Consider the following 13,731-nt stretch of genomic DNA (forward strand, 5'->3'; position numbering starts at 1 on the left):
CATAGCATCAAAGACCAGACACGCTTTTCAGCAAAGCGTCCGCACTTCTGTCCCAAGAAAATTCAGAAGCCCTTGCATGTCCACGCGCAATCATTTCGGTCTGAAGATCGGGGGTTGCAGCCAGATTCTCAATGGACCTCGCCATATCGGCCGGGTCGAGAGGGTCAAAATAAAGTGCTGCATCTCCGCACACCTCACGCGCCGGTTCAATTGGCGACGACAAAACCGGGCAGCCTAGAAACATCGCTTCAAGAGGAGGAATGCCAAAACCTTCGTAGAGGCTGGGGAAAAGCAGTGCTGCGGCGTTTGCGTAGAGCGTAACAATTTCCTCATCCGAAAGACGACCCGTAAACACAACACGGTCATTCTGCGGGGTCACATCATCGGCCCTGAAAACAGCCGATGCCGCAGCCCCGACGACAACAAATTTCGGAGCCTTTTCCCCCAAAAGCTTGATAGCCTCAATGGCACGCAGAATATTCTTGTTGGGCGTCGGAGACCCGACAAAAAGTACATATCCCTTGGCAACAAGGCCCAAACGTTGCAACACCGCCTCGTCTGGTAAGATGGACGCCATATGTTCACAGCTATTGGGAATGACCGAAACGTTTTTCGCGCCGATCGTTTCCGCCAATTCGCGTTTGGAAAATTCCGAAACGGTTGCGATATGTCCACGTCGCGCCAACACGCGTCCGAGTGTACTGTGCACCAGCCGGTAGGATGGTGAAAAGTTTTCGGGCGTGCGGAAAATCATGGCGTCGTGAATGACGGTCAGGCTTTTGCCGTGCAAAACAGGTCCGCTGTTGCAGAGATTGATCAGCCTGCCGTTGCGCGACGATGCGAAAAGCTCCGTCTGCTCCCACGGGTGGCCAGAAAGATGACCGACATGTCGTTGCACGATGGAAGACAGTTTTAAGTCCAGTGCCGCACCTTTCGGCGCAAGCAAAACCCATTCGTCGCGAAGACCTGATGACGAAAGACGCTTATCCAGCGCCTTGACGATCTCCCGCGCAAAGCGCTGCACGCCGCTGGTTTTCTGGGTTAGAAAACGGCCATTGATAAAATATTTCATGCGATTTCGCGGCTTTCAACCGGCCAGTCATCGGATACTCTGCGATAGAGCTGCATCAACTCATCATTCGTCCGCTCGCTTCTATAGCGCTCCATGAAGCGCTCGTAACCTGCCGATCCCATCTGCGCCCACTCTCCCGGCCCACGGGATGCGATGGCGGCAACAAGCGCTTTGTGATCTCCTGTCGGAAAAAGCAGCCCGGTTTTGCCATCGCTGACGACAGATTGCAGACCACCAACGGCAGAAGCAATCACCGGTTTGCTGGCCCGCATGGCTTCCAGCGCAACAAGCCCAAAACCTTCCCAGCGAGACGGCATGGCAACCACATCGCAGACTGCCAGATGACCGGCAATTTCTTCCGGCGACTTCCATCCTAAAAGCTCGACATTGGCAGGCAAAGTTGCGACGATTTCTGTCTTGTTCGTCACATGCGCACCGATAACGCGAAACACCGCCTTGCCATCCAGCTCGGCTGCCGCCTTCAATAAAATATCAACGCCCTTTTGCCGGTCCAGACGTCCGACGAACAGAACTTTTGTGCGAGGATCGACCCACTCTGTTGGAACAATGGGTGGCGTTTGCGACGAGATGCCGTTTTCAATGACAACCATACGGTTAGCAGAAATACCAGCCTTCAAACCCTGGCGATATTCATGCTGCGATATGGCCACGATGCTACTACAAAACGGCGACAACATGCGCTCCAGCCAACGGGCGGGATGGCGGAATTGACCGAGCGTTTCCATGTCGAATACCCAGCCATGCGGGCAATAGATAATAGGCGGAAATCTGCCCGGCAACACGCCGATGGCGCGCACAATGATGCCTGCAAAGGTCGAATGCGCGTGGATGATATCCGGACGGAAAGCTTTCACCTCCCGCAAAACAGCCAAAGCCAGCGCCGGAAGTGAGCGGTATCGTTTGCGTCTTTTGAATGTGGCAATGCAGGACGCGGGCGTGTTTTTCAGAAAACTCACGTGAGCATCAGGCACGATGACGCGAACATTGTCTGCGCCGAGAGCCTTTATCTGCGTAGGAACCGTTTCATTGAAATAGGTCGCGGGTCCACCGGGAATCGTCTCAAAAACATGCAGAATCCTCATGATCCACCTCATTCACGGCATATGATCACACGAGGATCTGCCCTTTCTGGTTAGACTTAAATCCCAAATTCCTTAATCAAGATGGAAGATCAGCCAAAAAATTGCAGGCAATACGGCTGGATCAACATGTTTTAAAAGAACTCAACCTTAACGATGTTATGTGGCCGGCTTACAAAATTTGTTTATTTCTATGTTCCGTCGAAAGACTACATGATCTGCATGTGCGCGATTCAATATATTTAAATGGTTGAGCGGCATAAGTAGCGCAGAGGGTAACCGCATCGCGCTTCGTTCGCGGCTAGAGGGTAAGCGGATTTGAAGATCTGCATCGTATCGCAAACTTTTGCTCCCCAAGAGGAGGGTGGCGCGGAAATCTCTGCGCGCCTGGGCGCGATCGAGCTTGGCCAACGCCACGATGTCACCGTTCTTGCCTTGGGCAAGGACGGGGATGTTCTCGCACCACCGGGTGAAACACGTCTGCCGGGTGGAATTCGCGTTGTGAGACTGCCCTGGAACAACAGCTATCTGCCGCTGCCGCGCAAATCCTCCGCAAATATTTTGCGACGTGCCAGCTGGCATGTGCGCACCGCATTGGGCGCCATCTGCCCGGAGCAATTGACCCAATTTCTGAAACGGGAAAAATTCGATCTCATCTATGCCCAGAACTCGGCCTATATGCAGCCAGCACTTTTTCAGGCGGCCCGCAGCGCCAATGTGCCGATTTGCCTGCATGTGCGGGATTATGGATTGCTCTGTCCCAAAACAAGCATGTTTCGCAACGGCCACAATTGCGATCGCCCCTGTCTGGACTGCAAGATTTTAAACGGGCGTATGCGCAAAATGGCTGGCGCTGGCATGACGATCATCGCAGTAAGTGATGCACTTCGCCAGCGCTTTGCCGATAATGGTGTTTTGCAGGATGCCGACTGGCATGTGATGCACAACACAAATGCCACCTTGGAAAGTTACGATAAAACGATCCTTGGCAGACACCGCCCGTCCGCACCCGTTTTCACCTTCGGTTATCTCGGCGCGATTGCCGCGGAAAAAGGGGTGGCAGATCTTGTGCGTGCTTTCGTGTCCTTGCCCCAGCACGGAAACGCCAAACTTCTCATTGCCGGGCGGGGTCGTGACGCCGATCTGGCGAAGTTGAAGCGATTGGCGAAAGATGCGCCGGTGGAGTTCAAAGGCTTCGTAAGGCCGGAGGAAATTTACCGCGTTGCCGATGTCATCATCGTCCCGTCGCGATGGCACGAACCGCAAAGCCGAATTCTGGTCGAAGCACCCATCTACGGCGTTCCGGTCATCGGAACATCGCGTGGCGGAACGACAGAAATCATCCACGAACATCAGACCGGCTGGCATTACGACCCCGATAAACCGGATGCACTTTCAGGCCTGTTGGCAAAAGCGCTGTCCATCGGCCAGAAAAACTGGTGGGAAAAACGCGACGAGATTTTTCCCGGACTTGCCAACTTCAAAGGCACCGCCGAACAATCCGGCTACTACGCCCGCTTGGAAACAATATTGCTCTCCGCCGCACAGCGCTGAGGCCCCTCTGGCAACATGGTTAAAAGCTTCTTAACCGATTTCTGCGACGGTCGAGGGTAAGTTTTCCGTCTCCGATTGTAGCAACCCGCTTGGGCAACAAGGTCTGAAATGTCCAATCTGGCTTGGCTCATCCTCATCATCGGCTGGTTGGTTTTCCTGCTTTATTATGTCAGCTCATTTTATAAATGGGGCGTGCTGACATTCTCATCCTATTTCTGGATCCGCTATAACGTCCTTCCCATCCTCGTCATGTCCCCCTTCGCGTCATCAGACGGAAACATGGAGGCCGTGGGCGACTCGCTCTACATTATCCGTGAATACATTAACGAGGCCTTTTATCTCTCCGTCCTCGGCGTGGTTTTCGTTCTGGTTGGCATGGGGCTGGCAACCTTCAGTTCCGGCAAAAGCGCCATGTTTACCTTCGTAGAGAAGGGTTATGAATTCTGGCAGACCAAACCGGGCGTCTGGATATCACTGGTCGTCATCATTTTCGCGACAATGGGTTTGATCGCTCTTGGCGTGCGGCCCTTCGAGGGACGGCAGTTTTCGTTTGAAAACACGTCGCTGCGCCCCGCAATCAACCTCTATTCTGTGATCTTGCCAACCATCACCCTCAGCCTGCTGGTGTATGGCTTCGGTTACAGCCGATTTTTTGTTTTCATGGGGCTGATGTGCAGTGCACTGGGTCTGATGATCGGTACGCGCGGGGCCAGCATCGAGACCCTGTTCGTTTTCGTCGTCTGCCTCATCATCGCTTATCGCTACAAAAACATCGCCGCCTTCGCCTTGTCCATTCTAGGCTTTGTCACCATCGCCATTGCCATCGGCATTTTGCGCTCCACCGCCGATGGGAATGACAGCGTGGATTTTCTTCAGGTCGTGTCCTACCAAATATTCTACGGCAATAATTTTTCGGATTTCCGCGATTATGCGTGGATATTGAGCGGCTTCGATGGCCATTTCTATAAAGGGATGACTTATCTCGCTGGATATATGGCCTTGGTGCCGTCCTTCATAAGCGAGTTTCGAAATGATTTCCGCATGGGCATCATCACCAGCACACTGGCGGGTCTTGACCCACAATTCCATGCGGGCCTTCGCCCCACTCTGTTCGGCGAGGCCTATCTGAATTTCGGCGTTCCCGGTGTGATCTTCATCGCGACGCTGTTCGGTTATTACTTCGGCAAACTTCAAATGTGGGTGCACGACAATTTGCAGCCGAACCGTTTCGGCTTGCGAAAGGTCGCCTGCGGTTACATCGCCTTCCTGTTTCTCTTCAATGCCGTGTTCACGCCGGGGTTCTATTACGTTTACGTCGTGGTCGCGTGGCTTACCGGCGGCATCATTCTGTCCTACCTTCTGGCCACGCCGGAGCAAAACGGCAAGCCACAGACGACCGGCAGTTGATGCTTATTCCGCGCCGGTGCGAAACGTGCCGGCTGGCTTGTCGTTCCAGAAGGTTCCAAGCCACGCATCCGTCGAAGGTGGTCTGAAGGCGCCGAAACCCGAGGTCGGGCTGAACGTCATTTCCCCAAAAAGCGGCCCTGAAGGCTTGTCGTAAAAATCGATACGAACGAACTCGAACCCTTGCGCCAGCCTGCGAGCCGCAGCAACAATGTCATCCAGATGCGGCGGGCGGGGAAGATCTCTGGTTTCCAGCGGATAATAATGTCCGAAATCCAGCTTCTTCCAGTGGGCATCATAAAAGCAGCGCCGATGGTCGGTAAAACGCGCCGTGTCGATCTGGATGCAAGGAATATCGTCTTCAAAACAGAAAAGCTTGTAATCGACCGGCGCTTCGCCAGCTTCACCGATAAAGGGTTCGATGAAAATTTCCGGGTCGATGTGGTTGTACCATTCTTCCGCCAGTCGCCACGCGGTGCGGCCCGCAAGCCATATGTCGCATTGTGCCTTCGCGCCGATCAGATCGTCTGGTCCGTAGACGAAAATATTGCGGTCCGAGCCGTGGTTGACCTTGATGACGTAAGGAAATGGCAGCGGCGGGCATTCGTCTAGGTTTTTGCCGCGCCACAGGGTTGGCGTCACCCACCTCTCGCCCAGCACCGCGGCGACATGGGCCTTCACCGCAATTTTGTCGCTCAGCAGAATGAGGCGCGGGTCTGATTCCGGTCCTCTCCATGCAATTTTGCGGGCGGCGATATGCTCGTTCAGGGTTTTGGGGTTGTCGAGATCGGCCCATAATTTGTGATAGCGATAATATTGCAATTGCGTGGCCTGCTTCAGCGGCAGGCTCTGGATCGTCTTGTGATAGAGCTTCTTAAAAATACGGCGCATCAAAGAATGCTGTTGCCGATCCGATGCCATGGTTTCAATCGCCTCTTATCTCGTAATTTTTTTGATCCATCCGACGCTTCAATACCCTTAAGACCGCGACGCCCGCCACAACATCGTGCTGGATATCGAGGCCGTCACCAGCGCTGTAAAGAAGGCGGAAAGCCCTGCCCCGATAAAGCCGAAGGTGCTGATCAGCACAAAACTCATGCCGATAGACAGCAGGACACTCGATAGGTTGACGAAAGCGTAGTGCCCGTCTTTGCGCAGGCTGTTCAGTCCCAACCCCATCAGGTCCGTGCAGGACCGGACCACAGCTGTCAGCAACAGAAGTGCAAACATAACCTGATGCTGGCCAAGTTCCGGCATGTTCATCAGATGCACGAGAATATTGCCGCTCACAAAAATCGCTGCGCCCAGCCCGAAGGCAACGGCAGCTGTTTTGGTGAACTGCCAGATCATCACTTCGCGCCATTCTTTCATAGAGCCGGTGTTGTACGCCTTGAACAAAGCAGGGATGGCCACTTGCAGAACTGCCGTCGAAATCAGCGTCTGCAAGGCATTGGCCAGCGACCAGTAGAAGGTATAAACGCCGGTCAGCGAAAGGCTGAGCAGCAGCGAAACGATGTACCGGTCGGCATAAACCAGCCCGACATTGCTCATGTCACTGATGTAGATCAGCCATGCCTTGCGCATGCGCTTCTTGACCCAGCGGAGCCGCATCGGTGCCTGAAGAATGCGCCTGAACGGCCAGTTGCGCAGGAAAAAAAACAGTCCGGTAAACATGAGAATATAACCCATGCTCCACGCGGCCATGATGGTCTCTATGTTCCGGAAGGATTCAAACGCCAGACCCAGACCGATGACCGGCAAAATCCACGAGGATGTTCGCAGGAAAAACAGAACGTTGGCCTGACTGGACATTTCCTGCGCAATCAACGGCACATGAATGTCGCAGGATATGGTTTCGAGCCAGACGACCAGCAGAATGAGGAAATACAGCGGAATAACCGGGTGGCCCATGAAGTAGGCCGCGATCAGGCCAATCGCCGTCATCGCGATGAGCGATGTAACCGTCACCAGCAACCGCGTTTTCATGTAAAGACCGGCAACGCCAGAGGTTTTGCCGCTGACATCGCGGGCGATGAAATAGTTCAGACCCCAGCCGAGAATGGCCGGTGCTGCGTTGACGACACCAAGCGCCAGGCCATAGATGCCGGCGGCCTCAAGACCCATGAATTTGACGATGTAAAAGGACAGCGCAAAACGCAGCACCAGGGTCGAACCGCGCAGACCCATGTTGAATATAACGTTCAGACCTGTAATTGAGCGGCCTTGCAAAAAAGGAATACGCATGGCTGCCCGGTTGTTGTTTTCAGCCAATGTCTGCCCTCAATATTGAAGCCCGGAATGGGTCATGCGGAGAACCTTGATCTGTTCCAGCCCGCTCTCTTCCAGGGTCACGAGCGCAATCACCACGCTGCCTGTGTCTTCTTCATGCTGCATCAAGAACACTTCGTCCAGCGCATTGCGAAGGCTTGGCCGAACCCGCGACTTGGCGGCAACGCCGCCATCGACGATGATGAGGTCAAAAGCCTCGCCGTTATTGTCCTTGGATGCCTTGATATTTTCAGCTCCGCCGCTCTGATCTGCGGGCGCGAAGTGAAGCAACGGCATAGATTCAAAGCCGTGAAAGCCCTTTGCATCGATGTTTCGCGCGTCACCTTGGCCGGTGTGCTCCGGCAACAACATGGCCGTCAGCAGCGGATCATTGGATGCTCCGTCCACCAGAAGAACACGCCTTCCCAATCTGGAAACATTGGTGGCCAGATTGAAGGCTGCATAGGGCGAGCGGTTTTTCGGACCTGTGGCGACCACGAATATCGAATGATTGGCAGCAGGTTCGATCGAAGCGGACACGAAACGGGCAAGCTCATCAAAGCCTTCACCGTCCGTAGCGATCAGTGCCTTCGCATCCTCATCACGAATGACGGTTTCGTAGCGGGCACCGGGCGAAGCAGCCACAGTCTCGGTTTTGGCAGGGACCGGCAACAGGGTTACGGCGGGTTTGCCGTTGACCTCGCTGGCGGGGAACGTGTTGAGCGGCGCGCGTGCAAACCGTCTTGTATCGACTGGCTGACCACAGAACTGGTCACGCAGGATGAGAAGACCCGCGGCCAGAATAAGACCGAAAATGCCGCCACCAGCCAGCATCAATGTGCGAGGAGGACCGGCCTTGCGCAGAGGTGGCTCGGCACTGGAAATGATTTGCGGGTTTTCGCTCGACGTTCCCTGCTGCTCGGAAAGCTGTTTGGTGCGCAACAGAAAGGCTTCATAAACCGCCCTGTCGCTTTCCAGCTTGCGCTGCAATTCGCGCAGACGCACCATGGTCTGCTCGTCGCTGTTGAGCGTCGTTTTCAGCGCATCGGCATTGGTTTTCGAAAGAGCCAGCTGGTTTCTCAACCTTTGAAGATTGCCCGAGGTCGCTGTGGAAAAATTGCGCAACTGCTCGTCAAGAATATTGGCAAGCGACTGGCTACGTGCCCGCGCGGCCTGCAATGACGGATGCTGCGCACCGAGCGACGTTGCCTGAACGGATTCTTCCTCGCGGCTTTCCTGATAACGGGCGCGCAGGGAGATAATCGCAGGTGTCAGCGATGTGTCGGGAATGGAGCGCAGATATTGGCGATCGTTTCTGGCGCGCGTCAGCTCTGCAACAAGCGCTTCGTTTTCCGCCACCGTCGCTGACAGTCTGGAAATTTCGGTGTTGGCGTCGGCAATCCGCTGCTCGACATCCGGCCTGCCTTGAATGTCAGCCAGATTATGCTCGGCCCTATAAGCCTGCACGGCGCGGTCGCCATCTTCAACAGCCTTGCGCAACTGGTCCAGCTGCGCGGAAAGCCCGCCGCCGGTGCGTTTCAGAACATCGCTGTTCATTTCAATACGCACTTGCGTATAGGTCGTGGCGATAAGGTTGGCGAGTTCCGCCGCCCGCTCAGGACTATCGGATTTGACTGAGACGTTGACGATAAAGCTCTTGCCCACAGCGGCAACGGACGTCACCTTGCGCAGCGTATCGAGCGCCAGATTGCTGCGGCTTTCCCGGTCCGGATAACCGGGCTCGGCGGCACCGAATGCCGGATCGTCATAAAGCTTCTGGCCTTCCACGATGCGGGACAGAACCTGAGCAGACGTTATAATATATTGCTGATTGAGAACGTGCGAATCCACCGCTCGCGGCTGGCCGGGCAGATCGCTTTCCAGAACCCGCGAACCTTCGGGGTCGAGCAGGATTTGCGATGTGGCGACGTAATAGTTCGGGATCAGCAAAGACGCGCCGAAAGCCAGTGCCGCGCACACGATGCCAACGAAAAGAATAAAAAGCGCATTGCGCCACAGCAAAGCCGCCAGACGGAAAAGATTTGCCGGTCCGGGCGCCTGCTCACGATAAGGCTGCTCGTAAGATGTGGTGTCGTTCATCGCCATATCCGTCTCATCTGCTTGGTGCCAGACAGAAACGATGCCCGACTTTTGCGCAATCAACAGTCTAGGGCTGACGTGTTAACATACCGTTTTTCGAAAACACGGCGCGGGATATTCGGACCTGAGGTTTGGCTACTGTTCAATAGCTGACCGTCACGACAACCGTGTCGGAATATATCCCCGGTGCCGGCGTGCTTTGCACGGGAACGCGACCATAGACCGCCAAGGTTTGAAGCGTGCCCGTTCCGGTTCCGGTGGCAATCTGTCCCGTCCCACTTCCCCAGACATTGGATCGGGCCAGATCACGATAAAGACCATAGGTAATCGATGAGCCAGCAAGCACCATTTGCCGAGAGGCCGGCGGGCTGTTGCTCAAGCCACCATTCAACGCAATGCTGTAGGCAAGGTTGGTGGTGCAGGTCAGCGAAATCGAGCCCGTCGCATCGACGATCGTATTGAGAACTCCATGACCGCCGAAATTGATGGGTTGCGCCGTGACGATGCATGTCGGCTCCACCGCAGCCGTGACGTTGAACGCCACTTGTGTCGGGTTGTCATTCATAGATGCGCAGCTTGGCGCAAGCAACGTGTAGGAGGCGTAGTTGAAGCGTGTTTCGGCACCGGCAAAACTGGAAAGATACAAACCACGCGTCGCAGATGCTTGGGAACCCAAAATCCTGCCATAAACCGTGCGGGTGGTGCTGTTGGACAAAAGCGGCAATGCCAGATCAATCGCCGGAGGAGACCCGAGCGCCGCTATCTCCGCCGAACCCCAGGACGTGGTCCGCCCGGCGTTTTGGTAGAGCTGATAATTGAGACTGTTGCTGCCTTGCAGCATCCGCCGAATACCGCCGGACTGGCCTCCGCTTCCCGCATTGATGTTCGGGCAAATCCGCACCGAAAGCGCAAGCGATAGGGGATTGGAACAACTCACATTCAGTGTCGCCGTGCTGTCCACCGCACTGCCGCTTGCCAGATTGACGAACCCGAAATTCATGTCCGACATACTGAAGCTGCATGTTTGCGCCAGCACTGGAGAGGCGGACAGAAAAGCAGCAACACCCAGACTTGTGCGGATCAACATCGTCATGGAACGCTCCTGCATACCGCATCCAGAGTTGCTCGGGTTTCAACCATGCTCCCCAGAATAAGCTGCGCTTCGCAATCGCCTTTCGTGGGCTGCGTGATGAAAAGCCTATGCCTTTCAGAAACATTGTCCAGATAGGCCTGCCCATCATACCCAACCACAAACTCGCCATGACCATCGATCGTGCCGGCCGATCCCGTTTCGATATAGTCTCCGCTTTCATTTTTCAGTGTCACCAATGCCACCCGTCCTTGCGTTTGCACCTTGAAATCGACAACGGAACCACCCTTTTCGGCTGGAATGACCGTTTTCCTGGTCATTTCCATGCGGGCATCGACGGGAAGATTGCTGGGGTCGAGCGTGATCGTGTTGGAATCATAAGACCGCAGGTTCGGCAGCAATATCTTGCCGCGACGGTTGGTCTGGCCGATGGGGCGGTTCTCCAGCAGAATATCCACTCCGGGTACCCCTGCATCCACAACGGCAAAAGCGTCATCGATCCGGTTTCCAACAAAAACGTCGCCGCCCGCCACCGCAATGGATCCATCCACCTGCGCATAGGCCTGTGTCGTCCGGTTGAATTGATCTACCCCCACCGCCACTCGCGCCACGCTGCCGCGATAACTGCCCGATGCAGACACGATATCACTGCTGCCTCTGGAACCACGCAACCGCCAACCGTAACTTCCCTCGGTCTGGGTTTCGGATTTTGAAACGTCCGCCGTCATCGAATACCCATCTGCATCGGACGACACACCGACAGAGCTGGAAATACCTCCACCGAATGTCCAGGAAAGCCCGGCGAAAACACCGTAAGACCCTTTATCCTCAAGGTCTTTGTAAGCGGTGACGAACACGTTGCCGTTTTCTCCAAACGGCCGTGTCGCGGAAAGACCCAGCAGCCGGGATTTCCTTTCATCGAAGGTTTCAAGCTGCGTGTAGGAAAAATTCAGGCTCGTTTCATCGAAGCCCAGCCGGGTGGACACAGAAATCTGATCCAGAGCACGCGGCGCACGCGCACTCAACAGACCGGATATGGTTTCATTTTTCCCCATATTGGCAGAAACGGATGCCATATCGTGGTAATCGCCGAATGTGCGTTGAGACCGGGCGACGACCTGCATTCCGAGCAAGTCCGCTTCGACGCTGCCGGAAAGTTGATAACCGCTTTCGGCACCAAAATGGCTGGTAGCACCAGACACCGTCCCCAGTCCAAAACTACCGAGCGTGAAAACGCCGCCAAGGCCGACATTGTAAAAATCTTCCCCGCCTTCGGCGTGACCTTCCAGTGTCAAATTGTCTGAGAATCCATATCGCACCGTTGCGGACCCCAGCAATCTTTCATCGTAATCAAAAGACGAAGTCCCATAATTGCGTCGGGCAAAGCCAAGTTCCGCGGAAAAATCGATGAGACCTTTCGCCAGCAAATCGGCAGATGCAAAAAAGGGCGTTTCCGAAACCGTCTCGCGGCCCAGCGCATCACGCACCACCAGCCGCGCATTGCCAGCACCGCTGACAACGGGAAGATTGGTAATAGAAAACGGACCCTCAGGAACGTCCTGCGATATACGCCTGATATTATCGACATAGACATCCACGGTGGACGGCACGGCTGCGGAGCCTGCAAATTCCGGCATCGGCATCGTGACGATGTCAGGCCGTAGGTCGAAATTTCTGCGAATTTGCACGCCACCCAGCCGCGTCGGGCGCGTCCAGGAAAGCCCTCCGGTTATCAGGTCTCCAGCGCGGTATGTCGTCAGCGTCTCCTCGTTCGAATAGCTCCACGTGGTGTCGAGGCGCTTTGTGTCGAACTGCGCAAGCTGCGATGTGCTCAAGATTTGAGAGGAGGACAACACGCCGAGCGGGCCGAATACGCGGCTTTCCAACAGGGCTGACACACCGTTGAAGTCGGCAATATCCGACCATCTGTTGCCCCCGGATGATCCATAGAGCGTATAATTCACCAAGCCTCCGAAATTGCTTGTGGCTTTGCCTTGTGCCTCATCGTCATTCCGGCTGGTCTTGCCGGACGCATCGATAACTTTGCTGGCCCGCGCTGCCGATGACAGGGTGAAATAGACGGACTGACTGGCTTCATCGTAACGCGCCGTTACATCTGGCAGCTTGGAAATGTCGATCCAGCCATCTTCGCCAGCGGCGCTTTCGACTGGAGAAATTCCGACATTTTTCAATTGGACCGGCTCGATCAGCAGCGACCCGGTGCCGTTTTGACGAAATGTGGCGATCAGTTCTGTCGAGACATCGTTGATGTAGACTTCGAGCTGCAACTGCCCCGCTTCTTCTGCGGCAAAAGAAGCCGGTGGCGCCGCAGGGGGTACATCCTGCGCCACGGAGAAACTGCTCGATGAAATGATCGTCAAACCTGCAATCGTCAAAACGGCGAGGCTAGCCGCCCGTGACGCGCGCCGTCGCATTGACGGGGCCGCCTTCGCTGTCTGCCGAAATCTTCAACGTGCCGCCGGATCGCTTGTTATCCGTTGCCGGAACCATCCAGCTTGCGTTGGATTTGCCAAGCACATAACCCACCAGACCCTGTTGCTGGGCAACCGCTTGCCCGTTACCGCCCAACAGTTTGAGGTTGGCAATCCGTATCCGTTTCAAACCCTTGTTGGAAACAGACACCTTATAGCCGTTAGCCTGTGGCGTGACCGACCACACCGGTTCCGCATCGCTCGCCGCTGCATCCGCAAAGAAAACGGGGATGGAGTGACGAATAACCAGATTGATCGTGCCGGACTGGGGTTTGCCCCGCGACGGCAGCTCATCCACGATCACGCGGTAACTTTCCTCGGCCTTGATCGGCACTTTGGAAAGCCGGACGATCCTAACAAGGTTTTCCGCACCCGGTTTCAGTTGCGTCATCGGCGGGCTGGCAACCACATCGTCCGCTGCCGTTAACACATCCGACCCGTTTTGCTGGGTCCAACGGAAAATTCTAACCTGAACGTTGATCGGGCTTTTTGCCTCATTCCATATCCGAAGGCTGGACGATGCTGTCGGTGCCTTGAGATCGAGAATAACAGGCGAAACCCGCAACGATGCGGCGTGTGAGGGTACAATAGACAAACCGGCAATAAACGCAGCCGCTAAGGTAAAAAGACGCATGCGCGATTCTCCCTGTG

At 55.2% G+C, this 13,731-nt stretch carries 10 protein-coding genes; 2 read left to right on the forward strand and 8 right to left on the reverse strand.

Annotated elements, in window-relative coordinates:
• Positions 1–7 precede the first annotated feature (7 nt).
• Both RMR16_RS18740 and RMR16_RS18745 read right to left on the reverse strand, forming a co-directional pair.
• Positions 8–1,072, reverse strand: a complete 1,065-nt coding sequence (locus tag RMR16_RS18740; RefSeq protein WP_320198824.1) for a glycosyltransferase family 4 protein — start codon at positions 1,070–1,072, stop codon at positions 8–10.
• On the reverse strand, positions 1,069–2,175 hold the full coding sequence (locus RMR16_RS18745; RefSeq protein ID WP_320198825.1) for a glycosyltransferase family 4 protein: 1,107 nt from the start codon (positions 2,173–2,175) through the stop codon (positions 1,069–1,071). Before RMR16_RS18745 ends, RMR16_RS18740 begins: the two co-directional genes overlap by 4 nt.
• 315 nt (positions 2,176–2,490) lie before the next feature.
• Between RMR16_RS18745 and RMR16_RS18750 the strand changes: the two genes are divergently transcribed.
• Both RMR16_RS18750 and RMR16_RS18755 read left to right on the forward strand, forming a co-directional pair.
• Positions 2,491–3,726, forward strand: coding sequence for a glycosyltransferase (locus tag RMR16_RS18750; RefSeq protein ID WP_320198826.1), 1,236 nt, complete (start codon positions 2,491–2,493; stop codon positions 3,724–3,726).
• A gap of 108 nt (positions 3,727–3,834) precedes the next feature.
• Positions 3,835–5,133 carry an O-antigen polymerase gene (locus RMR16_RS18755; protein ID WP_320198827.1) on the forward strand — a complete coding sequence of 433 codons (1,299 nt, stop codon included), beginning with the start codon at positions 3,835–3,837 and terminating at the stop codon, positions 5,131–5,133.
• 3 nt (positions 5,134–5,136) lie between these two features.
• On the opposite strand, the gene RMR16_RS18760 is transcribed toward RMR16_RS18755, so the two are convergent.
• The 6 genes from RMR16_RS18760 to RMR16_RS18785 all read right to left on the reverse strand — a co-directional run bounded on the left by RMR16_RS18760 (position 5,137) and on the right by RMR16_RS18785 (position 13,714).
• On the reverse strand, positions 5,137–6,021 hold the full coding sequence (locus RMR16_RS18760; protein ID WP_432355028.1) for an ATP-grasp fold amidoligase family protein: 885 nt from the start codon (positions 6,019–6,021) through the stop codon (positions 5,137–5,139).
• 87 nt (positions 6,022–6,108) lie between these two features.
• Positions 6,109–7,401 (reverse strand): lipopolysaccharide biosynthesis protein, encoded by a 1,293-nt coding sequence (locus RMR16_RS18765; RefSeq protein ID WP_320198829.1) that lies wholly within the window; start codon positions 7,399–7,401, stop codon positions 6,109–6,111.
• Positions 7,402–7,410: 9 nt separating this feature from the next.
• On the reverse strand, positions 7,411–9,498 hold the full coding sequence (locus RMR16_RS18770; protein ID WP_320198830.1) for a GumC family protein: 2,088 nt from the start codon (positions 9,496–9,498) through the stop codon (positions 7,411–7,413).
• 142 nt (positions 9,499–9,640) lie between these two features.
• Positions 9,641–10,591 (reverse strand): Csu type fimbrial protein, encoded by a 951-nt coding sequence (locus tag RMR16_RS18775; protein WP_320198831.1) that lies wholly within the window; start codon positions 10,589–10,591, stop codon positions 9,641–9,643.
• Positions 10,588–13,023, reverse strand: a complete 2,436-nt coding sequence (locus RMR16_RS18780; RefSeq protein WP_320198832.1) for a fimbria/pilus outer membrane usher protein — start codon at positions 13,021–13,023, stop codon at positions 10,588–10,590. Before RMR16_RS18780 ends, RMR16_RS18775 begins: the two co-directional genes overlap by 4 nt.
• Complete coding sequence (locus RMR16_RS18785) at positions 12,995–13,714, reverse strand: fimbrial biogenesis chaperone (protein WP_320198833.1); 720 nt, start codon at positions 13,712–13,714, stop codon at positions 12,995–12,997. Before RMR16_RS18785 ends, RMR16_RS18780 begins: the two co-directional genes overlap by 29 nt.
• Positions 13,715–13,731 lie beyond the last annotated feature (17 nt).

The organism is Agrobacterium sp. rho-13.3 (assembly GCF_033957765.2).
GTDB lineage: Bacteria > Pseudomonadota > Alphaproteobacteria > Rhizobiales > Rhizobiaceae > Agrobacterium.